The sequence below is a fragment of the Marinicella pacifica genome (assembly GCF_014636635.1).
Taxonomy (GTDB): domain Bacteria; phylum Pseudomonadota; class Gammaproteobacteria; order Xanthomonadales; family Marinicellaceae; genus Marinicella; species Marinicella pacifica.
Window position 1 is genome coordinate 152,029 of record NZ_BMEO01000004.1, and the last position, 25,339, is coordinate 177,367.

The 25,339-nt window shown below is 47.8% G+C and carries 25 protein-coding genes and 1 pseudogene; 14 read left to right on the top strand and 12 right to left on the bottom strand.

What is annotated here, in order from left to right; translation table 11 throughout:
• Positions 1 to 11 precede the first annotated feature (11 nt).
• The 4 genes from accB to cutA form a co-directional block, all read right to left on the bottom strand.
• A complete protein-coding gene (accB, locus tag IEV16_RS06445; RefSeq protein ID WP_188364857.1) occupies positions 12 to 482 on the bottom strand; it encodes an acetyl-CoA carboxylase biotin carboxyl carrier protein in 471 nt (156 codons plus the stop codon).
• Between the two features lie 8 nt (positions 483 to 490).
• Positions 491 to 925: a type II 3-dehydroquinate dehydratase gene (aroQ, locus tag IEV16_RS06450; RefSeq protein ID WP_188364858.1), complete on the bottom strand. Its 435-nt coding sequence runs from the start codon at positions 923 to 925 to the stop codon at positions 491 to 493.
• A gap of 72 nt (positions 926 to 997) precedes the next feature.
• Positions 998 to 3,226: a protein-disulfide reductase DsbD gene (locus IEV16_RS06455; protein WP_188364859.1), complete on the bottom strand. Its 2,229-nt coding sequence runs from the start codon at positions 3,224 to 3,226 to the stop codon at positions 998 to 1,000.
• On the bottom strand, positions 3,216 to 3,533 hold the full coding sequence (cutA, locus tag IEV16_RS06460) for a divalent-cation tolerance protein CutA (protein WP_188364860.1): 318 nt from the start codon (positions 3,531 to 3,533) through the stop codon (positions 3,216 to 3,218). The genes IEV16_RS06455 and cutA overlap by 11 nt, the downstream gene beginning before the upstream one ends.
• A 103-nt stretch (positions 3,534 to 3,636) precedes the next feature.
• Between cutA and IEV16_RS06465 the strand changes: the two genes are divergently transcribed.
• The 6 genes from IEV16_RS06465 to IEV16_RS06490 are packed head-to-tail and all read left to right on the top strand — an operon-like array spanning position 3,637 to position 10,497.
• Positions 3,637 to 4,263 carry a thymidine kinase gene (locus IEV16_RS06465; protein WP_188364861.1) on the top strand — a complete coding sequence of 209 codons (627 nt, stop codon included), beginning with the start codon at positions 3,637 to 3,639 and terminating at the stop codon, positions 4,261 to 4,263.
• A gap of 1 nt (position 4,264) precedes the next feature.
• Complete coding sequence (gene fmt, locus IEV16_RS06470) at positions 4,265 to 5,191, top strand: methionyl-tRNA formyltransferase (RefSeq protein ID WP_188364862.1); 927 nt, start codon at positions 4,265 to 4,267, stop codon at positions 5,189 to 5,191.
• Positions 5,188 to 6,426, top strand: a complete 1,239-nt coding sequence (rsmB, locus tag IEV16_RS06475) for a 16S rRNA (cytosine(967)-C(5))-methyltransferase RsmB (protein WP_188364863.1) — start codon at positions 5,188 to 5,190, stop codon at positions 6,424 to 6,426. Before fmt ends, rsmB begins: the two co-directional genes overlap by 4 nt.
• Positions 6,423 to 6,974 carry a DUF4390 domain-containing protein gene (locus IEV16_RS06480; RefSeq protein WP_188364864.1) on the top strand — a complete coding sequence of 184 codons (552 nt, stop codon included), beginning with the start codon at positions 6,423 to 6,425 and terminating at the stop codon, positions 6,972 to 6,974. The genes rsmB and IEV16_RS06480 overlap by 4 nt, the downstream gene beginning before the upstream one ends.
• Positions 6,971 to 9,127: an ATP-binding protein gene (locus IEV16_RS06485; protein ID WP_188364865.1), complete on the top strand. Its 2,157-nt coding sequence runs from the start codon at positions 6,971 to 6,973 to the stop codon at positions 9,125 to 9,127. Before IEV16_RS06480 ends, IEV16_RS06485 begins: the two co-directional genes overlap by 4 nt.
• A gap of 5 nt (positions 9,128 to 9,132) precedes the next feature.
• The gene (locus IEV16_RS06490; protein ID WP_188364866.1) at positions 9,133 to 10,497 is read left to right on the top strand and encodes a coniferyl aldehyde dehydrogenase; all 1,365 of its coding nucleotides are present in this window, start codon (positions 9,133 to 9,135) and stop codon (positions 10,495 to 10,497) included.
• Here the strand turns inward: IEV16_RS06490 and IEV16_RS06495 are convergent.
• Positions 10,494 to 11,090 carry a hypothetical protein gene (locus IEV16_RS06495; RefSeq protein ID WP_188364867.1) on the bottom strand — a complete coding sequence of 199 codons (597 nt, stop codon included), beginning with the start codon at positions 11,088 to 11,090 and terminating at the stop codon, positions 10,494 to 10,496. The genes IEV16_RS06490 and IEV16_RS06495 overlap by 4 nt on opposite strands.
• A 213-nt stretch (positions 11,091 to 11,303) precedes the next feature.
• Between IEV16_RS06495 and IEV16_RS06500 the strand changes: the two genes are divergently transcribed.
• The 5 genes from IEV16_RS06500 to IEV16_RS06520 all read left to right on the top strand — a co-directional run bounded on the left by IEV16_RS06500 (position 11,304) and on the right by IEV16_RS06520 (position 15,710).
• On the top strand, positions 11,304 to 13,061 hold the full coding sequence (locus tag IEV16_RS06500) for a flagellin family protein (protein WP_188364868.1): 1,758 nt from the start codon (positions 11,304 to 11,306) through the stop codon (positions 13,059 to 13,061).
• Positions 13,062 to 13,125: 64 nt separating this feature from the next.
• Entirely contained in the window at positions 13,126 to 13,677 is a 552-nt protein-coding gene (locus tag IEV16_RS06505) for a gamma carbonic anhydrase family protein (RefSeq protein WP_188364962.1), read from the top strand.
• A complete protein-coding gene (locus tag IEV16_RS06510; protein ID WP_188364869.1) occupies positions 13,674 to 14,651 on the top strand; it encodes a hypothetical protein in 978 nt (325 codons plus the stop codon). Before IEV16_RS06505 ends, IEV16_RS06510 begins: the two co-directional genes overlap by 4 nt.
• A complete protein-coding gene (locus IEV16_RS06515) occupies positions 14,648 to 15,118 on the top strand; it encodes a SixA phosphatase family protein (protein WP_188364870.1) in 471 nt (156 codons plus the stop codon). The genes IEV16_RS06510 and IEV16_RS06515 overlap by 4 nt, the downstream gene beginning before the upstream one ends.
• Positions 15,084 to 15,710: a rhomboid family intramembrane serine protease gene (locus tag IEV16_RS06520; RefSeq protein ID WP_229728276.1), complete on the top strand. Its 627-nt coding sequence runs from the start codon at positions 15,084 to 15,086 to the stop codon at positions 15,708 to 15,710. Before IEV16_RS06515 ends, IEV16_RS06520 begins: the two co-directional genes overlap by 35 nt.
• Before the next feature lie 35 nt (positions 15,711 to 15,745).
• On the opposite strand, the gene IEV16_RS06525 is transcribed toward IEV16_RS06520, so the two are convergent.
• The 5 genes and pseudogenes from IEV16_RS06525 to IEV16_RS06545 form a co-directional block, all read right to left on the bottom strand.
• Entirely contained in the window at positions 15,746 to 16,588 is an 843-nt protein-coding gene (locus tag IEV16_RS06525) for a pseudouridine synthase (protein ID WP_188364871.1), read from the bottom strand.
• On the bottom strand, positions 16,572 to 17,138 hold the full coding sequence (gene scpB, locus IEV16_RS06530) for an SMC-Scp complex subunit ScpB (RefSeq protein ID WP_188364872.1): 567 nt from the start codon (positions 17,136 to 17,138) through the stop codon (positions 16,572 to 16,574). Before scpB ends, IEV16_RS06525 begins: the two co-directional genes overlap by 17 nt.
• 12 nt (positions 17,139 to 17,150) lie before the next feature.
• A pseudogene (locus tag IEV16_RS06535) lies at positions 17,151 to 17,957 on the bottom strand (segregation and condensation protein A); the annotation flags it as partial.
• Positions 17,950 to 18,567, bottom strand: a complete 618-nt coding sequence (locus IEV16_RS06540) for an L-threonylcarbamoyladenylate synthase (RefSeq protein WP_188364873.1) — start codon at positions 18,565 to 18,567, stop codon at positions 17,950 to 17,952. The gene IEV16_RS06540 and the pseudogene IEV16_RS06535, both read right to left, overlap by 8 nt.
• A gap of 1 nt (position 18,568) precedes the next feature.
• Positions 18,569 to 19,054: an asparaginase domain-containing protein gene (locus IEV16_RS06545; RefSeq protein WP_188364874.1), complete on the bottom strand. Its 486-nt coding sequence runs from the start codon at positions 19,052 to 19,054 to the stop codon at positions 18,569 to 18,571.
• Between the two features lie 196 nt (positions 19,055 to 19,250).
• Here IEV16_RS06545 and IEV16_RS06550 point away from each other — a divergent pair, with 196 nt between their 5' ends.
• On the top strand, positions 19,251 to 21,869 hold the full coding sequence (locus IEV16_RS06550; protein ID WP_188364875.1) for a hypothetical protein: 2,619 nt from the start codon (positions 19,251 to 19,253) through the stop codon (positions 21,867 to 21,869).
• Here the strand turns inward: IEV16_RS06550 and IEV16_RS06555 are convergent.
• Together IEV16_RS06555 and IEV16_RS06560 are read right to left on the bottom strand one after the other, a co-directional pair.
• Complete coding sequence (locus IEV16_RS06555; protein WP_188364876.1) at positions 21,856 to 22,656, bottom strand: M48 family metallopeptidase; 801 nt, start codon at positions 22,654 to 22,656, stop codon at positions 21,856 to 21,858. The two genes, IEV16_RS06550 and IEV16_RS06555, sit on opposite strands and share 14 nt — an antisense overlap.
• A gap of 33 nt (positions 22,657 to 22,689) precedes the next feature.
• Complete coding sequence (locus IEV16_RS06560; protein WP_188364877.1) at positions 22,690 to 22,998, bottom strand: hypothetical protein; 309 nt, start codon at positions 22,996 to 22,998, stop codon at positions 22,690 to 22,692.
• A 163-nt stretch (positions 22,999 to 23,161) separates the two neighbouring features.
• Between IEV16_RS06560 and IEV16_RS06565 the strand changes: the two genes are divergently transcribed.
• Both IEV16_RS06565 and IEV16_RS06570 read left to right on the top strand, forming a co-directional pair.
• Positions 23,162 to 24,586 (top strand): NfeD family protein, encoded by a 1,425-nt coding sequence (locus tag IEV16_RS06565; RefSeq protein WP_229728277.1) that lies wholly within the window; start codon positions 23,162 to 23,164, stop codon positions 24,584 to 24,586.
• Entirely contained in the window at positions 24,583 to 25,338 is a 756-nt protein-coding gene (locus IEV16_RS06570; RefSeq protein ID WP_188364878.1) for a slipin family protein, read from the top strand. Before IEV16_RS06565 ends, IEV16_RS06570 begins: the two co-directional genes overlap by 4 nt.
• Position 25,339: the final 1 nt, after the last annotated feature.

Below are 25,339 nucleotides of genomic sequence, written 5' to 3' on the forward strand. Positions count from 1 at the left end.
GTCTCCCGGCTTTATTCGATTTCAAATAAGGGTTCGTCAAATTCAACCGGCTGTGCATTTTCCACCAAAATCCGTTTAATGGTGCCTTTAAACTCAGATTCAATTTGGTTAAACATCTTCATGGCTTCCACCATACACAAGGTGTCGCCCACATTCACCGACTGCCCCACTTTAACAAAAGGCTCAGCATCCGGTGAAGGACTGGCATAAAAAGTGCCGACCATGGGACTGCGCACAATTTGACCGCTGGGTTCATCGCTTTCCGATTGCGGTTCAGGACCGGACGCCGCCGGCTGGGGTGCTGACTGGCTTGGCTGAATCGGCTGTTGCGGGGCTGCTGGCATCACAAAATGCTGTGCTTGCGGCTGTTCCTTCTGTTGACGAGATAAACGAATTCTGTCGTCGTCTTCAGTGATTTCGATTTCAGTTAAGGATGATTGTTCTAACAGTTCAATCAATTTTTTAATTTTTCTGATATCCATAACGGCTCCTACAATGTGTATGTTGACCAAAAGCGTACAGCGGCCAAGTAACCTTCGGCACCTAAACCGGCCAGGGTGGCCACCGCTTTATCGGCGAAATAAGAGTGCTGACGAAAAGGCTCCCGGGCGGCCACATTCGATAAATGCACCTCTATAAAGGGTATTCCGGTGGCCAATAAAGCGTCCCGCAAGGCCACACTGGTGTGTGTGAAAGCAGCTGGATTAATCACGATGCCTTCCACACAATCCATGCAATCGTGAATATATTCCACCAGCTCATGCTCTGCATTGGACTGAAAAATGCGCACTTTTACCGACAAGGTATCGGCCAACTGTTCAATGGAGCGATTGATGTCAGATAAACTTTGCTGACCATAAACCGACGGTTCGCGACGACCTAACAGATTTAGATTGGGCCCGTGAATAACAGCAATTTCGCGCATGGCTTTTCTGGTGAATTAGCGTCTAAGTTCTGCGATTTTGCACCAATCGGTTGCGAATGTCCAGAAAGCATCCTATTTAAGTATTTTTTCAAACGTTTGTTTTAAGTCCGCCGCATCTTTAAATCCAAAGAAATTATACTGACTTAAGGGCTGACCATCGGCATCAAAAAACAAACTTGCCGGCGGACCGAACACCCCAAAATGCTTCATTAAGGCCTGATCAACGGCATCATTGGCGGTGACATCGGCTTTAAGCAAGGTCAGCTGCTGGCCCAGTTTCACAATCTCTTGATCCTGAAAGGTGGTGCGTTCCATGCGTTTACATTCAACACACCAATCGGCATAAAAATCAAAATACACCGGTTGATTGGTTGTGGCCAGTCGATCTTGTAATTGCTCCAGTGATTTAATCGTTTCAAATTCAAGCTGCCGCGTTTGGCTCACCGCCGTACCACCGCCGCCCAACAAACCTTGCAACGGCTTGAGCGGATCTTTTTGACCGGCCATGGCACCGATAATCTGGGCCACACCAATCACCAAAAGAATGACCTTGAGCGCATCAAACAAACCCATCACCCAGCCACTAACACCATTGTCTTTGGCATGTTGGTGCCACATAATACCACTGGACACCAACAACAGACCCCACAGTAATAACACCGCCGAATCCGGTAAAATACGGCCCATAAACCAAATCGCCATACCGAGCAAGGCTATTCCGAAAAAGGATTTCACCACATTCATCCAACCACCTGCCTGCGGCATCCATTTGCCCGCAGTGGCACCAATAAGCAACAACGGCACACCCATACCCATGGACATGGCGAACAAAGCTAAACCGCCCATCACCGCACCATTTTGTTCGGTAGAAATATAAATCACCGCAGCCGCCAGAGGGGGCGCCACACAAGGACCTACAATCAACGCCGATAACAAGCCCATCACCGCCACACCGAGCCAGGAACCGCTTTTTTGCTTATTGGACATTGAGCTCAGTTTATTTTGCCATTTGGCTGGCAGTTGCAAATCATAAAACCCAAACATGGACAAGGCCAGCAGCACAAACACCAGTGAAAAACTGATTAAAATCCACGGTTTCTGGAATATCGCCTGTAAATTGGCACCCAAAACTCCGGCCACCACACCCACCACGGTATAAGTCAGGGCCATGGCCAGTACATACACCAGCGACAACAGGAACGCTTTGGATACGCTACGAATATTTTGACCCACAATCAATGAAGACAAAATCGGAATCATCGGAAACACACAAGGGGTTAAGGCCAGCAACAACCCAAAACCGAAAAATTTCAAAACCGTCCACCACCTGGCGTCGGCCCCGATGTCCCGGGTTAAACGTTGCTGCTCAGATAAAGCGATTTCAGCCGGCACATCCACTTGCGCAGTTTGTGTCCCTGTATCACTGATGACGGCTCCGGCCGGTAAATCAACGGTGATAATTTTCTCAGCAGGGGGATAGCATATTTTACCGTCTTCACAACCCTGATAATCGGCGCGCAAAGTGATGCTTTTGATGTCTTTTTGGCTGTGAATCAGGGGCAATTCGATTTCAGCCAAATCATAAAACACCTGTACCCGACCAAATTCGGGGTCATCTTTTTCCACCGTGGCGCTGTAAACCGGTTTTCCGATACGAATGCCCGGTGTTTCACTGCTGAATTGAAGCTGGTCCAGATATAAATACATATTCGGCGCCATGGTAAAGCGCGCCAGCAAGGTGTTGGCATCTCCGGCAATCGCTTCAAACCGAAAGGCGTCATCCATGGATACAAAAGACGGCCCGCCGGGGAAAAACCCCTGATTACTTTGGCCGATATTCACTAAACCGGTGCCTGATGGAATACGGTCAATTTTAGAAGCCTGCAGCTGATCACTTAAATCAAAGGTTTTTTTCTGCGGCGGATAACAGATACCCGAATCCACACAGCCCTGGTATTTAACGGTGATGCGCGGTTGCTGGCCAACTTCGGAAAAAGGCACTAAGACCTGTAGTTCATTGCGATAGGTCTCCACTTCACCAAAATAAGGGTCCTGTTTTTTTTCACCGGCCGGAATGGCATTTTCAACCCCTTCCAGAGTGATGTCCTCGCCGTAAAAATCCAGCGCATGGCGATACAGATAGACATCTTCGGCCACATCAATGGTGACCTCAATGCGGTTATCGGTGATTTTAACCGATGGCACCATCGCCTCATCCGGGTGTAACACATCATCAGACGCCACCGCCATATGGGTGGTGAAGGAGAACAACATCAGGTAAAAAATCTTATCAAGTCTCATCTTGTATCCAGGTTAAATACGCTTTATGACCGACCGCAATATCTGTCGCGATAATTTCCGGGGTTTCATATGGGTGGTGCTTTATAATCATTTGTTCGGCCGCCTGATAGTGTTGTCGGCGGGTTTTCAATAGCAGCAGGTATTCCTCATCAATGGCAATCTTACCTTGCCATTGATAATAACTGTCCATTTTTGGCAGACACTGGCCACAGGCAATCAGCCGCTTTTGTAACAGGGCTCTGATCAATTGTTCAGCCAATTTCCGATCATTGACAGTCACCTGCAATTGAATGTATTGTGAATGCATCGTTTTAGTTTCGCTGTTTGTGCGGCTTCAGACAGGGCTTCATCATTAAGGTTCATACCGCCTGGGTTTATTTGCTAAAATAGCCGATTTTCTACACCTCCCAATGGCCAAACTCTATTTTTACTATTCTGCCATGAATGCCGGTAAAACCACGCACCTGCTGCAATCCAGTCACAATTATCAGGAACGTGGCATGCAAACCCTGATTTTATCATCTTCCATCGATGACCGATATGGTCAGGGTGTGGTTAAATCCCGAATCGGTCTGCAATCACCGTCGGTTTTATTTCAACAGGACACGGATTTATTGAAACTGGTTAAACAGCATCTGCCGGCAGATTGTGTCCTACTGGATGAAGCGCAGTTTCTCAGCAAAGCACAGGTCTATCAGTTAACCGATGTGGTTGATCAGTTACAAATCCCGGTGCTGGCTTACGGCTTACGCACCGATTTTAAGGGTGAATTGTTTGAAGGCAGTCAATACTTACTGGCCTGGGCCGACGAACTGTGTGAATTAAAAACTATTTGCCACACCGGCAAAAAAGCCACCATGGTGATTCGTATCGATGAAAAAGGCCAGGCCATCACCGGCGGTGCCCAAATTCAAATTGGCGGTAATGAACGTTATGTGTCGGTGTCGCGGGCTGAATACAAACGGATTTTTCACGGACACGGCAACATTAAACCTTCACAAATTTCTTTACCTTTAGACGACAACCCACAGAACTGATATGCGTATACTATTTTGCGGTACCCCGGAATTTTCGGTACCGCCTTTACAACAACTGCATGCGGCCGGCCATGAGATAATCGCGGTGTTCACCCAACCGGATAAGGCCCGCGGACGCGGCCAGCAACGACAAAAAACCCCGGTCAAACAAGCCGCCGAAGATTTAGGCATCACCGTCCATCAACACGTTGGTATGAAAAATGACGACACCCGGGCGCTGATTGCCGGTTATCAGGTCGATTTAATGGTGGTGGTGGCCTACGGGGTTATTATTCCACAAGCTGTTTTGGATATGCCGCGCCTGGGGTGCTGGAATATCCACGCTTCTTTATTGCCCCGCTGGCGCGGTGCGGCACCGATTCACCGCGCCATTTTAGCCGGCGATAACAAAACCGGAGTCTGTATTATGCAGATGGAGGCCGGTCTTGATACCGGCCCGGTTTACTTGTGTGAGGAAACCGCCATCACCCCGCAAGACACCACAGGCCGTTTACACGACCGGTTGAGTGAATTGGGTGCTGAGACAATCGTTAAAGCGCTTCAGATGGCCGAAGAAAAAACATTGCCGACGGCAAAAAAACAGGATAACAGTCTGGCCACCTACGCCCATAAATTACACAAATCCGAATCAGCGATTGACTGGCAGCAACCGGCGGCGGTAATCGAGCGCCAAATCCGTGCCTTTAATCCCTGGCCAGGCACTCAGACCACCATTCAGGGTGAAACCCTTAAAATCTGGCACGCACAGGTTATTGAACATAACCACAGCCGCATCACACCCGGCGACATTGTCCATGCCGATGCAGAAAGTCTGGTGATTCAATGCGGCGAAAACCGCTTATCGCTTCGTGAAGTGCAGCGTGCCGGCAAACAACGCATGGCCATCGGACCTTTTATGCGTGCCAAAACCGACTGGTACTCACGATGAATAAAAACCGTTATTACGGCACCCATATTTTGTACCGTGTACTGATTAAACACGAACACCTGAAAAGCGCCATGACCGCGGTTTTGCCCAAAACCATCGAAGCCCAGGACAAAGCCTGGATTCAGCACATCTGTTACATGAGTTTGCGGCATTACTTTAGTCTGAGCGCTCGCTGGCAAAAATTCTTGCACAAACCCCTCAAAGACCAACTGGTGGGGCAACTGCTGACTTTGTCTCTGGCGCAAAAATTCTATGCCCAGGCACCTGATCATGCCATTGTCCACGAAGCGGTCAACACCGCAGGCATGCTGAAAAAGTCCTGGGCCAAAGGCCTCATCAATACTGTGCTAAAACAAAGTCTGGCGGACAGGGACTTTCGGTCCGGCAATGCACAACAACAATACGAACACCCGGATTGGTGGCTGGCGCTTGTCAAAAAAGACTGGCCTGATGATTGGACCGATATAATCCGGGCCAATAACCAACCACCACCACTGTGGATTCGATGCCGTCCCGGACTGACAGATTGTCCCGGCCGGCCCCATGCGCAACTTAGCAATGCCCGCTTAATCAATGACAAACAACTGCCGCACGATTTATTGGCACAAGGCCACATCAGTGTTCAGGATGCCGCTGCTCAATGGGCTGCGCATCTGCTTAACCCACAAAATGATGAGCGTATTTTAGACGCCTGTGCCGCACCGGGTGGCAAGAGCTGCCATTTACTGGAACTCAATCCGAACATTCAACTGGACATCCTTGAACAAGACCCACAGCGATTACAACTGATCGATGACAACCTGCAACGCCTTAATTTAACAGCCCGGCGTCTGATACAGGGTGATGCCACGGAGCCTGATACATGGTATCGGGAACCAAAATATGACAAAATATTACTGGATGTACCCTGCAGCGCATCGGGCGTGGTCAGGCGCCATCCGGATATCAAATTACTCAGGCAACCCGAAGACATGACTTTACTCACCCGCTTACAGACCCGCATACTGCAGGCCGCCGCAAAGCTGCTGGCTGATGGCGGCCGGTTATTGTACGTCACCTGCTCGGTTTTTCGGGCCGAAAACGAACGCCAAATCAAACGTTTCTTAACCAACAACCCCGACTTCAGCGAGCAGACCATAATTATTCCCGACAGCCAAAAGTGTAAATATGGCGTGCAAATTTTACCCGGACAGGCCGATATGGACGGTTTTTACTACTGTTTGTTAAGAAAATGAAACCATCTCTACGGACAGCTATGATTCTTGTGGGCAGTTTACTGATAGGCCTCGCTCAAGCTCAGTCCGTTGCTTTAAAAGACATCACGATTGAACCTCAGGCCGATCATTGGCAGGTCACACCCCATTATGAGCTAACACTCAGTGAGGCGATTGTGGACGCCATTCAAAACGGCATTGAAATCACTTTTGTCAGCGAAATGCGACTCATTGCAGAAAAAAACTGGTGGCCGGATCAAACCCTGCAACGGACCTTAAAACACTTTGAAGTTCATTACTTTTCACTCAGCAATCAATACCAGCTTAAACAGCTCGACAGTGGCGAAAAAACCTTTTTTATGACGCTCAACGGCTTACTGGAACAATTAACCCAAAAAACAACGTTTAATTTCAAACACCAAACCGGCGCCAGTGCGGTTGAAGGTCGTTTTTATTTAGACCAGCGCGCCTTACCCTCCACCATGCAACTGCCGATTTTATTTGACCCCGCGTGGTCACTGCAGTCACAACCGGTGCGCCGGCGCTTACCGGTGGCCGAAAAGCCATGAAAAAAAACCTTAAAAAATTATTATTCAATAAAAACCTGCCCATTCTGGTGCTGGTGGGGGTTTTATTGTGGGCCATGTATTTACTGACACTGGCGATGCAAAGTTCAGCCCAGTTCAACCGCTTGTATCTGTGGCTGGTGGGGGCGGCTTTACTGGCGGTGTTTGTGCTGGTGCTGATTATTATTCAGCGGATTGTCTGGCTCTACCTCAGGCGCCGTCAAAATGCCGCCGGCTCCCAACTCACCACCCGCATGGTACTGATGTTTACCGGTCTGTCTTTACCGCCGGTGATTGTGGTTTACCTGTTTGCTAATTTGCTGGTGAATCGCTACATTGATTCATGGTTTGACGTTAAAACCGACGACGCCTTCCGGGATGCCATCACCCTCGGGCAGATTTTTCTGGATACCCAGACATTGGCCAACTTAAACACCGGCAAAGACCTCGCCGAACAATTGGCCGATATTGACCCGCTGAGCCAATCGATTTATTTGGATCGTTTACTGGACACCACCAAAGCCACTTCTTTGGGCATTTATAACGCCAACGGTCGACTACTGGCATCCAGCCAGTTAGATCCCTTGAATTTACCGCAACAAGTGATGCCCACCACCGCTTTTAATGAAGCCAGCAACAACCGCAATTATGCGCGGGTTGAATCTGCCGGTGATGAAGGTTTACAAATCCGGGTGGCAGTACCGATTGCCTCCCGACAAACCATCAGCATGGGCAATCACCGTTTATTACAGGCCCTGTTTCCGATTCCAGAAGAATACGAAGATTTGACCATCAACATTGAAACTCAGTACCACCAGTACAACAAGCAAACCTTTCAGCGCCAGCAGTTAAAAAGCACCTTTCTCATTATCCTCACCATTGTGCTGTTGTTGAGTGTGCTACTGGCCATTTTACGGGCCTTTTCGTCGGCCCGTAAACTGGCGGCACCGATTCGGTTGTTGTCAGAAGCCACCGAGGCCATTGCCGAGGGTAATTTCAGCAAAATCATTCCGGTGGATTCCAAGGATGAACTGGGCATGCTGGTGCAATCTTTTAACAGCATGTCAGCCCAAATTGCCGCCTCCAGTGCGCTGGCACACCGGGCGCAATCGGAGGCTGAAAATCAGCGCACCTATCTGGAAAAAGTGATGTCACATTTATCCAGCGGTGTGATTAGTATCGACCGGGACTTGCGCGTACGTTTAAGCAATGAGGCGGCCTTAAAAATTCTGCACCTTGATAGCCTTAACATCAACAACCAGAACATTGATTATCTGGCCATGAAAAATGCCACCTTAACACCGCTGGTGACCTTAATTAAACAAAAAGTCGCCGATCAGACCGGTTACTGGCAACAGGAAGTTCTGATTGCCGAGGACTCACTTCGCCGCGTTTTACTGGTGCGCGGCAGTCAAATCAGTGAAAAAGACATTGAAGGCGGTGGTCATGTGATTGTGTTTGATGACCAAACCATTATTAACCAAGCACAACGTGATGCCGCCTGGTCGGAAGTGGCCAGACGCCTAGCCCACGAAGTGAAAAATCCCTTAACCCCGATTCAACTGTCGGCCGAACGCATGCAGCTTAAATTTAAGGGTAAATTATCCCGGGAAGAGGATGAAATTTTAAACCGCGCCACCCAGACCATTGTCTCTCAGGTGGCCCATTTAAAAACCCTCGTCAATGCCTTTTCCGATTACGCCAAACCGCCGGAACTGAAAAAAGAACTCGGCGGTCTGAACCGGATTATTCAGGAAATTGTCGATTTATATACCCTGTCTCAACCTGACATACAGTTTAAGCTGGCGCTTTCTGAGCCCGAACCGCAACTGCTGTTAGACCGTGGACGCATTAAGCAACTGCTGACCAACCTGATTAAAAATGCCCAGGAAAGTGCCGATAATGATAAACTGCTTATCACCATCAGCACCAGGCGCACCAACAATGCCCTGGTGCTCACCATAGAAGACAACGGCCATGGCTTTAATGCGGATATTATGGAACATATTTTTGAACCCTATAAAACCACCAAACCCGGCGGTTCCGGCCTGGGACTGGCTATTGTCAAAAAAATTGTCGAAGAACACGGCGGCTCCATTACCGCCGGCAACCACGACCACGGTGCCCTTATCACCATTTATCTGCCCATTGCCTGAAACCTATGCACACACAACTGAATAAAATGCAGGCCCTGCCGCCTATATGCTTAGACCGACGTTTAGAACGATTACAAGCGCTATATCAAACGATTCAACAGAACAAACAAAATATCATCAACGCCATAAACAGCGACTACGGCCACCGCGCTGCAGGTGAAACCTTACTGGCAGAGGTTCTGGTTAATTTAGAAGACATCAAGCACACCATTAAACACCTGCCTCGCTGGGCCAAAGCCGATCAATGGACCGCGGACTGGAAATTCTGGCCATCCCGCTGTGCTATTGTGCCTGAAGCCAAAGGCGTGGTTGGCATCATGGCACCCTGGAACTACCCCTTTAACCTGGTGGCCGGCCCCTTAACCGCCGCCATCGCGGCCGGTAATCGGGTGATGGTTAAACCTTCTGAAGTCACCCCCAAAACCGCTGAATTGATTCAACAGTTACTGGCCGAAGTTTTTACCGACGATGAAGTTCATGTGGTGCTTGGAGACGTCGATGTGGCCGATCAATTCAGCCGCCTGCCGTTTGATCATTTATTGTTCACCGGCTCCACCCGGGTCGGTAAAATCATTATGCGCAACGCCGCTGACAACTTAACACCGGTGACCTTAGAACTCGGCGGTAAATCACCGGTGCTGATTGACCGTAACTATTCACTGGATAAAGCCGCCAAAAGCATTGCCAAAGGCAAATGGTTTAACGCCGGCCAAACCTGTATCGCCCCGGATTATGTTTTGATTGAAGCCGATCGCATTGAAGCCTTAATCGCAGCGCTGAAAAAACACACCATTGACGCCTATCCAAGCATTGATATAAACAATGATGATTTTAGCTGTGTGGTCAATACCCAGCATTTTGAACGTTTGCAAGGCTTATTAAAACAAGTTCCCAATAATCAAATTATCGACCTGTATCCCGATTACCAAAACCAGGTCAATCGCATGGCACCGGTGATTGTGAACCAACCTGATCAGCAAAGCAAGCTGATGCAGGAGGAAATATTCGGCCCCATCCTGCCGATTGTGGCAGTCAATGATTTAAGCGATGCCATTGATTACATTAACCGCGGCGACAAACCCTTAACCTTGTATTTATACAGCAATAACCGAACAACCATCCGCCGGGTCAAACAACAGACCTCATCAGGTTCGCTGGCTGTGAATGAAACCCTGGTGCATTTTGCCCAGCAACGCCTCCCTTTTGGCGGCATCGGCGCCAGCGGCATGGGCAGCTACCACGGCCACCAGGGCTTTGTCACCATGAGCCACATGAAATCCGTCTATTACCAATCCCGTCTCAACGGCAACGACCTGGTCCGTGCGCCCTTCACCCAACTCAAAAAGAAAATTATTAACTGGATGAGTTAATTCTGTTTTGCGGGTCTATGAAGCCAAGCACTTAACAGCAACACAGCACTAAATAGCAATAACATCAAATAATTATTCACAGGAATAGACTCCGCTAAACCTCGGAAGGTAAACTGCTGGGTATTGTTGGTTACATCCGGGTCTAAAATGCCATGCATAGGCATTATCCTCCACAGCATATCTGATTGACCTACACTCGGAACATAGGTGGTAAATTCACAAGAGACGGCGGATCCCGATGGAATATTTTTATGAATACCACCAAGTAATTTAAGCACATAATTATTCACCGGTGGCGGTGGATCAATGTGCTCAAAGGCCAATCGACAATCGGGGTCATGACTCTGAAAGTCAATCAAAAATCCGATATCTGAATTTACATAATTATAAAAGCCATCAATTCTAATCAGTTCTTGAGATGATATTAAATCATCCGGCCCGTGATTGACCACGGTGAAGCGAATCACACCACTTTGGTTTACCGGCAGGCCGCCGAGAAAATCATCGGCTTCAAAAATTAATTCCAGGTCGCTTTGTGCCTGCGCAATAACAGCTGTCAGCAATAAACTCATAACACTCATTATTTTTAACATATCTACTCCGATTGCAACCACCAGTTTATAAGTAAAGGCTTATTACAACAAGTCCAAATCGGGTTTCTTATCCTGATAAGCGGCTTATTTTGATTAATCAATCACATTTTACACTTATGGCATATGCGTGCCGGATTTAATAATGATACAATTTTCTGCCAAGAACGTGCGGTGGTGATGACCGCCCAACAAAAATTATTCAGAGAGGTTACCATGAAAAAAATCATTATTCTTGGCCTGTTGGTTTTGGGACTATCAGGCTGTGGCGATGACAAAGACGCCGAAAAGACCGACATTGTGCAATCAGCGCTGGCTGAAGCGGAAATCTTATCCTTTGTGCCGGCGGATACACCGATGTTTATGTCTTCAGGTTTAAGCAACGATTTATACCCCGACCGTTACATTGAAGTGATGCAAGATTATATGGTCAATATCGCCAACTATGTCAAAGTGGCTTTCAGTGATCTGAATGAATCCATGCGCCAGATTGATAAAGACAAACAGGTTATGGGCGATGCTGATTTAAATAAAATAGAGCAATTTGTTGATCGCTGGGTGGTTGACGGTCATTTCAGCAAACTCGGACTTAAGGTTGGTGAATCTCAGATGGTGGGTTATCTGGTGGATTTATTTCCGGTGATACGCATTCAATTATCAGAAGGCCACCAAATCAGCGACATGTTTGCTGATTTAGACCAACAATTTACACTCAGCCCGCAAGTTCAGGAACAAGGTGGCTTAGCCATTCGCGAATATACGATGGATCGTATGACCGTACTGGCTGCACACAACGATGATTATCTGGTCTTGTCCGTGGCACCCACCGTCATAAAAGACAAATTGGTGACCACCCTGACCGGCATTGAAAAACCGGCGAATAATATGGCGCAAAACCGTAACCGTTTAAACGCTGTTAAAACCAGACACGGCTTTGTGGTTGATGATATGTTTGTGATGGACGTGCAGGCGGTGGCGGATTATTTTATCAACCCCGATAACTATGACGCTGCCTTATTGGATTTTTTCCAAATTGAGGACAATAAATTATCACCGGCCTGTAAATCGGAAATCAATGCCATGTTGGCCAAAGCGCCACGTTTGGTGGCGGGTGCCACCGCCATGACTGATGATAGGATTGACAGTGCCATGATTTGGGAAATGGACCGTGAATTAAGTCAGGACATGGCACAACTGGCCGGCCGTATTCCGGCTGCGGATGAAACCGCAGCTTTCAGCTTTGGCATGAGTGTTGATATTTTAAACAGCCAAAAAGTGCTGACCAAATACATTGATAACATCATTAATGAGCCTTATCAGTGTGAGCTGTTTACCCAGTTTAACCAACAGGCTGAAGCATTCAGAGCCAAAATTTCTCAGCCTTTACCGCCTTTTATCGGTAATTTCAAAGGCTTTAACATGGCTTTCAGCGATCTGAAAGTGAATGAGCAGGCCGCCAATATGAACAAGCCGGCGGAAATGATTGACTCCTTTAAGATGCAACTGGCTTTGTCCGTGGATGAAGCACAATCCCTGATTGGTATGGCACAAATGATGTTGCCACAACTGCAGGGCATGGTGTTACCCACCGATGGTAGTTTAATTCCTTTAAAAGAGCAGTTACCGCCTAACTTAATGAGTCTTCCGGTCGATTTGAACAGTGCTTATGCCGCCATTAATAACCAAACCATCGGCTTGTCACTGGGTTATCCCGGTGGCGGCAATTTGAGTGATCTGGTGAAGCAGGAAGGTCAAAACCTACTTATCAGCACCACTGCCGATGCCGCAGGTTATAAGCAAATGATTGAAGAACTGTTTAAACTGGCCGATATGCCACAATTATCCGAGGAAATGAAACGGCAACTTGAGAGCCAGAAACAGATCACTTTAAACATGCTGTACTGGAAGCAACAAAAAGCCACGGTTAATTTCACTGACCAGGGTCTGACCACCAGAATACTGACCACCTATTAAGCACCGTGTATGACAGTTCCGAGCCGGGCACAAAGTCCGGTTCGGAAAATACTTTAATGATTCAATCATGACACTGCGTGCCTACTTAGAGCATTATCCGTCCCTCGGGGAACGGGTTTTTATAGATGATACCGCGCTCGTCATCGGCCAGACTGAACTGGCCGATGACGTATCGGTGTGGCCCATGACCGTTATTCGCGGTGATGTCAACCGCATAAGCATCGGCACCAAAACCAATATTCAGGACAACTGTGTTTTGCATGTGACCCATGTTGGCCCCTATACGCCAGATGGCGGTGCGCTGATGATTGGTAACCATGTCACCGTTGGTCACGGTGCCATTTTGCATGCCTGCCGTATTGGAGACAGTTGCCTGGTGGGTATGGGCGCCCGTATTTTGGATAAAGCGGTGATGCAGCCTTATTCGATGCTTGGCGCCGGCAGTGTACTGACCCCTGGCAAAGTGATTCCCTCAGGTGAATTATGGGTTGGCAATCCGGCAGTTAAACGCCGTGATTTGTCCGTAAAAGAACGGCAATCTCTGGATTATTCGGCACAGCATTATGTCACATTAAAAGACCGTTATCTGACACAGGCATTGGAAGACGGCATATGACTGCTTCAATTTTTGTCGATGATGTCAGCAGTGAAAAAATCAATACCCTGAAAGGGGCCCGTTATATATTAAACCAGCTGGACACACATCATCCGCAACTCGATGAATGGCTCAACTGGGCGGATCCACTGTGGTCCGACCTGCCGTGGTGGCCTTGCTTAAACCGCATGATGCACATCGCCTATGCGCGCATGTGTCATCGCAACGGCAGTTTAAGTCAGCACCCGAGAAGCTACCACAATGAATTCCATTGCAATGATATATGCCAAATGCTGATTGAATGCCATCGCCACTGTGCCGATGAGTTCACCGCATCGCAATGGGCTTTACTGTCGTATTTCTCAGTGACCCACGATTTACAGCAAGGCCTGCGCGGCACCGCCAATGAGCAACAGTTAATCGGTGCCAATGAAGCGGCCAGTTTTGAAGAAGCGATGCAAATCAGCAGCCTGTCGGTAGATGCCGATTCTGAAAGCCTTTTAAATTCGGTCCACCACCGGGCCTTATTAAAAACCATGATTGAAGGCAGCACCTTTGGACGCCATGGTGACAATAAACGTTATTTTTTTCAGGGTAACATGGCACATTACCTTCTTAAATCCAGAAAAATGGACAGTGACACGGATCAGCAACTGGTTTATCTGGCCTGCGATCTGGATACCGCCAATGTCAGTATGGCTTTTGATGATTATGCCCGTTCAGCAATCCGCATTTATGACGAACTCAAGGCGCATCGACTTATTAAGGTCAGCGCCCGGGTGTTTTTCAGTGATGAGCAAATCAATTATTTTTTTAATCAGCAACAATTTAACTCACAGGTGGCGAAACAGCTTTTTCAGCAACGTAAAGATAACAACGCACCTATGTTGGAACAAACCGTGGCTGCGATGAAAGCCTTGCCTCTACAAGCTGATACCGATACCATCAAACACACTTTCTTTTCCACGGCAAAACGTTTATCCTCACAATCATGAATGTATTTATTGTTCGACACGGTCACAGCCCGATGCAAGACAGTGACCACCAGCGACCTTTATCGGATTTGGGCCAGGCCCAAGCCCGTCAGGCGGCCGGTTTTATCCGGCAAAACACCGATACCGTGCCTTATATTCTGTGTTCCGATGCGGTTCGCACCCATCAGACGGCGGCTCAAATTGCGGCCGTTTTTGGCATCGAAGAATGTGATGCCAGAAATGAATTTTATACCGCCGGGGTCGGTATCTGGTGTGACGCAATCCTTGAACAGGCCAAACAACCCGCTTTGGTTCTGGTGGGTCATAACCCCACCATCAGCCAGCTCAGTGCTTATTTAACCGGCGATGAGGATATATATTTTAAACCGGCCTGTGTGACCCACATCAGACTTGAAATTCGCGGCGATGGCCTCAGGTTACCCGCTCAACTGATTGCCAACTTTAAACCCGATGCAAAACCACAATAATCCTTTGGCCGCCATTCCGCCTGTTACCCGCAATGTGCTGATTGCCATGCTTGTCATGTTTGTTTTTCAACAACTGTTTGGAAATGCCGCCGGTCAGTTTATTTACCGCTATTTTCCGTTGTACCCAATCAACAGTGATTACTTTTACCCCTGGCAACTGGTCACCTACAGTCTGCTGCACGGTAATTTTATGCACCTGTTTTTCAACGGTTTTGCCATTTGGATGTTTGGATCACAGATTGAACATTACTGGGGTGAAAAAAAATACGGTCTTTACCTGATTGTGTGTATTATCGGCGCCGCGCTGGCCAATGCACTGTTATCCAATGCGCCGGCCATCGGCATCTCAGGGGCCGTCTATGGCTTGCTGGTGGCTTACGGCATGATGTGGCCAAACCACACCATTTATTTGGTGATTCCGCCGATTCCCATGAAAGCCAAATACTTTGTGCTTATTTTTGCCGGTATAGCACTCATCAGCAGTATCAACCCCAGCCAGGACGGGATTGCACACATTGCCCATCTGGGCGGGGCGTTAACCGGTTTCCTGTTGATTCAGTACTGGCGCGGCAAACCACCGTTTAAGTGGTAAAATTTTAAGGGTTGTTTGAAGTTGTGCGTGGCATGTTAACCTTTTGAGCGACCGCGTTTTTTGGCCACGGATTTAACCGTTAATTGTGATGCCGGCGGCTGATAGTGACTGTCCTCAAATAAAATAGACAGTTCTTTATCATTCAGCTCGCGGTATTTTCCCTGCAGCAGATTCTTGGGCAAAAATACACCACCGTAACGCACCCTTTTGAGGCGATTAACTTGCACACCCTGAGACTCCCATAAACGCCTGACTTCTCTGTTGCGGCCTTCCATAATGGCCACATAAAACCAATGATTGGCACTGCCCTCCCGATCCTCATCAGCGCGCTGTATATCGCTAAAGTTTGCCAGGCCATCTTCCAGTTCAACACCGGACAATAAACGCTGAATCATATCATCATCCACCTCACCGAATATCCGACAAGCATATTCACGGTCAATTTGAGAACTTGGGTGAGTCATGTGATGGGCAAAATCGCCGTCCGTGGTAAACAGCAACAAACCGGTGGTGTTGATGTCCAAACGACCAATGTTCAGCCATTTCTGGCCTTTGATTTTGGGCAGACTGTCAAACACCGTAGGCCGACCCAGTTCATCCTGACGGGTGGTGACCAAGCCATCGGGCTTATGGTACATCAGCACCCGGGGCTTGCTGTGTGTTTCTTCCACCAACCAGACCCGGTTTTTCCAGACGATGCGGTCACCGGCGCTGAGTTTTTGCCCCAACTGAACCGGCGTGTTGTTAATTGACAACTGACCTAATTTAATGGCCGCCTCGATTTGTCGTCTGGAACCCAAACCGTTGCGGGCCAGCGTTTTTTGAATGCGTTCTTGTGTTTCGGTTTCAAAGTACATGGTGTTATTCGGTTTGTTCATTAAAATCCAGTGATTGTTCAAAGGATTCAAAATCCTTAATTTCGGCCAGTGCCGGTAAATCCTGTAAGGACTGTAAATTAAAATAATTTAAAAACTCATCGGTGGTTCCAAGCAAAGCCGGTTTACCCGGTGCATCTCGATAACCCACCTCTTCAATCCATTCTTTATCCATCAGGTAGTGAATGATTTTACTCGACACCGCGACCCCGCGAACATCTTCAATTTCACCGCGGGTAATGGGCTGACGATAAGCCACCAGCGCCAGCGTTTCCAAAAGTGCACGGGACAATTTCCGGGGTTTGTTTTGTCTTAAATTATCCAGCCATTCCTGCACCGAAGGTCGTGTCTGCAAACGGTAGCCTTTGCTCAGCTGTTGCAGTTCAATACCACGACCAACATAATCTTTTTGTAATTGTTCCAGCGCCCGGTTGATGTCGGCACCACTGACCGGCTGTTCGCCAAATAATTGTTTTAAATGCTGTACAGCCAACGGCTCATCAAAAGCCATTAATGCCGCCTCGATGATGTGCTTAATTTGTTGATCGTCCATGCTTACTTACTCCGCAGCCAAATTCAAATAAATAGGACCAAAGGCCTGATTTTGAACCAATTCAAGGACATGAGCCTTGAGCAATTCCAAAATGGCCAAAAAACTCACCAACGCGCCTTGCTTGCCTTCTTCGGGGGTGAATAATTCATCGAAACGGGTGGTTTGACCTGATTGTAATCGCCGCATAACACTCGCCATGCGGTCTTTAACACTCAACACTTCACGCGATACCGCATGCGAAGTTTTCAGTTCAGCCCGTGCCATCACCGCCTGAAAAGCCAGCACCAGTTCACGGATATCGACGGTTTCAATCTGTTCTTGAGCTATCCCCGTTTCACTGTGAATGAGAACCGGCAAAAAATCACGCGTCTGACGCGGTAATGTGTCGAGGTCTTCAGCGGCTTGTTTAAACCGCTCATATTCCTGTAATCGGCGAATCAATTCAGCCCTCGGATCAGCCTCTTCGTCTTCATCCATTACCGGTCTTGGCAGTAACATGCGCGACTTTATTTCCGCCAGCATGGCGGCCATTACCAGGTATTCAGCGGCCAACTCAAAATTAAGCTGATGCATTAATTCGATGTATTCCACATACTGGCGGGTGATGGAAAAAATCGGAATATTCAGAATATCCAGATTTTGGCGTTTAATCAAATACAACAACAAATCCAAAGGCCCTTCAAAAGCCTCTAAAATGACCTCCAGCGCATCAGGCGGAATATACAAATCCGTTGGCATCTCGGTAAAAGGCTGCCCCTCCACCAGTGCAAAAGGCATTTCTGATTGGGTGGCTTGCCGGTTTAATTCAGATTCAGACAAAATCAACCTCACCGGCACCCTGACGCAGAATGTTCACTTCGCCGTCACTTAAATCCACCACCGTGGACGGTTCCTGGGCACAATAGCCTACGTCAATAATCATATCCACCTGGTTACCGATTTTGTCCACCACATCATCGATGTCCAATGCATACATGTCCACATTCGGAAATTCAAGCGATGAGGTCATCATCGGCTCGCCCAATTCAGTCAGCAGCGCCTGTACCACATTGTGATCAGATACCCGCACCCCGATGGTGCGGCGCTTTTGGTGCTGCATTTTTTTTGGTACCCGGCGGGTGGCCGGTAAGATAAAGGTGTAAGGGCCGGGCGTGTGCTGTTTCATCAGACGAAAAGCCACATTATCAACCAGCACATAATCGGTCATTTGAGAGATACTGTCACACATCATGGTGTAGTTCTGGTGTTCTTCCACGGCTTTGATGAATGCCACTTTTTTTAGAGCCTGGTGGTTGTCCAGTGACCACCCTATGGCATAACCAGAATCGGTGGGATAAACTATCAACCCGCCTTCTTTGACCGCATCAATGGCCATTTTAATTGTCCGTGGTTGTGGATTTTCGGGATGAACCTGATACACTTCAGCCATTTTAATGTGCCTCAAAACGGTTGGCAGCACGGTTTTTGACCACCCTGTGCGGATCCCAGATTTGACCATTCATCACCACCCATACACCCTGTGGCTGAGCCTGAACCGCCGCCACCGCACAGCCGATATTAAAAATCGCATCGGTGGCATTAAATCGAGCCGGCGTTAAGGCGCCGGTCAAAACAATCGTTTTACCGTCAATGCCCGACAAATAACGGGCCGTGTCCACCATGGTATCGGTACCATGGGTGATTAAAACGTGCGCTTCATCAGATTTTTTTATCACCTGTTTGATTAAAGCCCGGTCCTCATCATTCATGTGAATAGAATCTTTTTTCATCAACGGCACCACCTCAAAATCAAAGCCCACATGATAGGTTTGCAATAATTCACCGATGATCGGCTGACCAATCTGATAATCACTTAAATCATCAAAGTACAGTTTATCAATGGTGCCGCCAGTGGTTATGATCTTCAGGTTTTTCACTAAAATGGTGTCGCTTACTTGCTAAAAACAGCCATTTTAGCGTGCCGATGGCTAACTTCCAACAGAATTTGCCGAGGCCTTGAATTTTAATCGCTTTGAGGGCTTAGTGGCATTTGATACAATAAATGGCTTCTCATGATTCTGACAGGCCATGGTTTTATTCAGACCTCACATTTTAACGCTTATGTTCTTACTGATGTCTTCCGTGATTGTGTCGGCCCAATCCGGCAATCAGGGACGCAGTGATTTGAATGCTGAAGATGCCGAAGCCGTGGCGCAACTCATCAAAAGTCAATACGGCATGGGCAAAGCGGTTTATTTAACCCGCATCGCCGAACAACTCTCACTGTCCTTTGCCTCTCAAGACCAAATGCATACCCATTGGCAACAGGCTTTGCAGGAAGCCGTTCCGTCACCGCACAATATGAGTCAAATCAATACCCATGCCCTGATGGCGCAAATATTGATTCGTTATTCCAACGGCATGACTTTGAACCGCTGGCGACAGGTTGATTTGGGAACCTTTAAGTCATTACCACATTTAAACGAGCGGCTGTCCAACAGTCAGAAATTTTATGTCTGGCTTAATTTAAACCATTATTGGCAGACCATACTAAAGCGACTGGCAAGTCAGGGTAGTACCGCCTGGTTGGGAATCACTGAACTGCCAAAAGCCAAACACAAAATCCTTAATGCAGAGTCACAACTTCATAAAACCTTGGATTTTGTTGTTCCCTTAAACGCCAAAATACCCCCTTCGGATCAAGACCATACCCTGGTAGATAAAATCACTGATTTCAGTCACAGATGGTCTAGCTGGACACCTTTGAGTGCGGTTTTTTTGCGCATGAGTCTCCACCAGAATCGAAAAATATGGCTGGCCTGGGCGTACGACTGGATAGAAGTTTACCAACGCATTGAATTAAGTCCGCATTTACTGACGGCCGAAGAACAGCAAGCACTTCAAAAGGCAATCTTAGCATCACAATCATTGTGGTCAAGTCAGCAAGCCATCATTGAAGCCCGCGATAAAAACCTGTTTCTTTTATTACAGCGTATTTTTGAGCAACTGCCGGCCAAGTTTAAAAATCCTGATCATTTTGATGCGCAGTTAAACAATCAGATTCTGGCACTGGCCATTGGCCTGAATGACCCCGACAATTATTTTACCCAGCCGTTGCGAACCCACATCCAGAAAAATCTGGAAGTGTGTCTTAATTTAAGCACCCACATACCGCCCAATCCCGAACAGCCCATAGCGGATCATCAGTTTGAAAGCTGTTTACAAGATTTTATTGATTGGGCGCAGATACATGCTTTTGATACCGGTATGGCCGGTCAGTTAACGGTTCTTGACAGTCCTGTCAGCATGGCCAGGGTGCTGGACATGGCGGATCCCCAAATCATCAATTATCTGCCTGCCCAGGCAGTTGAAGACCAACGTTGTCTTGATCAGTTTTCATTAAAACCCAACCCCCTGGAATGGTTGCTCGCTGTTGAATCTCTGAACTGGCTGCATGACCGCTGGCCGGGCCTGATGGCTGAAAAACCACCGACGCAGGCTGATATTGAATCCATTTTAAAGACCGGCTCAGACCTTTACCAATACCCGGACTGTTTTCAGCCGGACAGCGTTTTAAGAAGCCAGTTTACCCGACTGGAACAAAAATGGACCACTTTAAAACAGGCCATACGTTTATACATCAAGGAATACCGTGACACCCACATGGCCACCGGTAGTGACATAGATTTTTTTCAAAACACCGATCAATTAACGGATGCGGTACCGGATAATCTGGTTATTTCAGCCTGTGACGTCAACACCGCATGTGGTGCAAACATTAAATTAAAACCGGACAACAAGATTTTACAACTCTTCCCCAACCACCTAAAAATTGCGCAACAGCTAAAGTTGGGTGATTTGTCCATTTGTTATGACAATGTCAACTGGCAAGAGCGACAATCCCTGCCTACACAACTGAATAACAAAAAAATAGCCAACTATGAAGGCCAGTTGCAGATCACATTGGTGGGAAAATTCAAAGATCACATTGTTTTTGAGCAAGCGCTGGAAACCAGCCAACGCTATATTTATCTGTTTGCTGAGAACAACCCGACGGTTTTGGATATGGACTGTCCGCTGCCGGTCATAGGCCAGCAAATCACCACGTCCTTAGACCGTGGCACATTTGGTTTACTGCCCAATCGACTCACTTTCCTGGCCGCCCAGAAAGTGGATGTCAACAATATTATTAAACACCACTGGCCGCAATGGCAAAACAGCATCAACGTCAGCCAGGTTCATATTGTGGACCCCATGGATTCAGTTAAACCCCTGGTGAATGAAACATTTATCCTGCATGCCAACACCGTGCAACAACAAATCTACCGAAAACTCACCACCAGCAATCCCGCCAGAATTTACGATTCCGCGCTGTCCAATGCGGTTTTTGAATACCTCACTGAAAATCGCCGTCTAAAGGCCACGGTAGAAACTTTATTTCCAAGCACTTACCACAAAAATGCGCCCATCCGCAGCGCGCTGACCGGTGACCAGGCGATATTGAATTTAGCGTTTTTTAAACACGCCTATGAAACGCAACTTAATTTAATGGACATGATGACCCGTGGAGACGCACTTATCGAACAACACAAACCGGCCTGGTTCAACCAGCAACGCAGGGCAGATGATGACTTTTTGCAGCCCAGCCTGGTGCAGTTTGAAAAACGCTTTACAAGACCTGAAATTGTGCGCCCTGAAACCCCAAAAGCGTCAACCGAAGTGGTGCCGACATCTGCTGCTAACGACAATTAGGCCGGCGACCGTTTGCAATCGCCTGGCGCTGTAAGTTCTGAGCTTCAGGTAAATATTTTTCTAATGCCAGGATGCGGTTTTCCGGTTCCGGGTGGGTGGATAAAAACTCCGGTGGCCGTTGGCCTTTAGAAGCCCGATCCATGTTTTTCCATAGCTGAATGCTTTCTTCTGGATTAAAACCGGCTCGTGCCATCAGGTTTAAACCGTATTGATCGGCTTCTGATTCATGGGCGCGAGAAAAAGGCAATAAAACACCCACTTGCGCGCCAATGCCCAAACCGGCCATTAAAATTTGCTGTTCGGTGGTGCCCTCCATATGCTGACGCGCCATGATATCGGCCACCTGTAAACCGGTTTGAGCCGCCACCTGCAGAGATACCCGCTCGGCACCGTGCCGCGCCAACACATGGGCAATTTCATGACCGATAACGGCTGCCAACTGAGACGGTGTCTCAGCCACATCCAAAAGACCGGTATGCACGCCAATTTTACCGCCGGGCAGTGCAAAAGCGTTGGCTGTATCATCGTCGAACACCACTATTTCCCATTGTCGATTGGCCCACTGATCGGGCAGGGCTGCGATTATATGCTCAGCCACACAGGTGACATAGGCTTGCTTCTGACTGTTTTGACTGATCTTTTTGTCTGATTTTATTTGTTGAAAAGCACTGATCCCCATTTCCTGCATTTGTTCATCACCCACTAAAATCAGCTGGTTTCGGCCGGTGGGACTGGTGGCGCAGGCGGCCATTAACAGCACCAAAATTAAACCTGTCATATGCTTCATAATGATATTCTCCTCTAAAAAGACTGTACGATATTACAGCAATGCAACCAAACCCAGAACAATACCGGAAACCAGCAGCAGCACATAGATAATTTTAGCCAGCCGGTATTGTTTAACCATTCCCGCATCCGTCACATGTTTGCCTCGGTGGTGGAGCCAGGTTATCTCCAGTAATATAACAAAAACAAACATCATGACAAACACGATGCCAAAAAGCCTCAGCCATTGTGACCACGGCTGACCGGGCACCGCAAAAGCAATGAGTACCGCTAAATTTGACAGTGTAATCAAAATCATTAAAACCACCCGTAACGGGCTAAAAACCACCGGTGTTTCAGACATGAATATGTTGAACCTTTTTTACTATAAAAGATAATTGTATTCAGCCGCATGGCGCTTGTCCAGTGCATCGATTATTCAGTCCAGATACTTTGGGGGTACAATTGAACACGATGGATGACTTATTACACTGTCAAATTCAACAAAATATGCTATATTAATTGCTATGAAAAATGGTGTTTCAAGACTGCGTTGTCAATCGGTTCTGTGGTTAACTGTGATGTTGTCACTGCTACTTATTGGTGCATCGGTGAAAGCACAAAACACGCAAAAAAACCCACCAGCCAAGCAAACCGTTATGGTCCTCACCATTGATGGCGCCATTGGTCCCGCGACCCGTGATTATGTGATCAGCGGGATTGAACAGGCAGAACAAAGTAAGGCGCAACTGGTGATGATTAGAATGGACACACCCGGCGGTTTATCGGCCTCCATGCGGGATATGATTAAAAAAATACTTAACAGTGAAGTGCCCGTCGCCACCTGGGTCGGCCCCTCAGGTTCTCGCGCCGCCAGCGCCGGTACTTATTTACTGTATGCCTCGCACATTGCCGCGATGGCGCCTGCCACCCATTTAGGTGCCGCCACACCGGTACCCATTGGCGGCCAAAAACCACCCACACCGGCCGACAAAGCCTATGAAGCGTTAGAAGAAGCCACAGATAACAAGGATAAACAAGAACCCACAGAACAGGCCTCCGGTGATAAAGCCCTGGAAGATTCAGTCGCATATATCCGTGCTTTGGCGGATCAAAAGGGTCGAAATGCCGACTGGGCGGAGCAGGCGGTGCGCCATGCCGCTACCTTAACCGCAGAACAGGCTTTGGCAAAAAATGTGATTGACTATTTGGCCGTTGATGAACAGGATTTAATCGCACAAATAAACGGCCAAACCCTGCAACTGGGGCGATCAGAAGTGAATTTAGAGTTAAACAACCCGCGCATGGAAAGCATCGAACCGGGTATAAAAAACAAAATACTGGCCACCATCACCAATCCCTCACTGGCTTATATTTTATTGCTCATTGGTATTTATGGTTTAATTTTAGAAGGTTATAACCCCGGCGCACTGGTGCCCGGTGTCATTGGCGGTATCTGTTTACTGGTGGCCTTATACGCTTTTCAGATTTTGCCGGTTAATTTTGCCGGTTTGGCGCTTATTTTTTTGGGCTTCGCTTTGATCGCAGTCGAATTTTTTGTGCCCTCCTTTGGCATTTTAGGCATTGGCGGGATTGTTTCTTTAACTTTTGGTTCGGTGATTTTAATGGACACAGAGGTTCCGGGGTTTGGTATCCCCATCAGTTTAATTGTCAGTATTGCGCTGACCGCCGGGGTGTTGTTCGCCGGCATCATGTATTACCTGGCCGGCTCTTTTAAAAAACCGGTGGTTTCCGGCAGCGAAAGTCTCGTCGGTCAAACCGGCGAAGTGGTCAGTAACCACAACGAACATGGACTTCGGATCCATTTAGACGGTGAAAATTGGCGCGCAAAAGCCCTCACCAAACACCATTACGATGTCGGGGATACCGTGCGCGTCGAACGCATCGATGGTTTAACTTTGTATGTGACACATTTGGAGAATGCTTCATGAATGAACTATATTTCTGGTTAGTACCGATCGCGGTTATTTTCTTTTTGTTAACCTCGATGATTCACATCATGCGCGAGTATGAACGTGCGGTAATTTTCACCCTGGGTCGCTTTGATAAGGTCAAAGGCCCGGGATTTATCCTGGTGATTCCTTTTATCCAACAATTGGTGCGGGTCGATTTACGCACTGTGGTGATGGACGTTCCCACGCAGGATGTGATTTCCCTGGACAACGTCTCGGTTAAGGTCAACGCCGTTATTTATTACCGCATTTTAGACCCCGAAAAAGCCATTATTCAGGTAGAAAAAGTCCATGACGCCACCAGCCAGCTGGCTCAAACCACGTTACGTTCGGTTCTTGGGAAACATGAACTGGATGAAATGCTCTCTGAGCGCGACTCACTGAACGCCGATATCCAGGAAATTCTCGACAAGCAAACCAACGCCTGGGGTATTAAAGTGGCCAACGTAGAAATTAAACATGTGGATCTTGATGAATCCATGATTCGTGCCATCGCCCGCCAAGCTGAAGCCGAACGTCAGCGCCGCGCCAAAGTGATTCTGGCCGAAGGTGAGCAACAAGCTGCTGCCAAACTGGTGGAAGCCGCCAAAGAAATGACCGAATCGGCCGGTGCCATGCAGTTGCGCTATCTACAAACCCTCAGTGACATCGGCAACGAGAAAAATTCCACCATCGTGTTCCCAATGCCGATGGAAATCATTGGACCCATTTTGGAAAAACTTAAGAAATAAA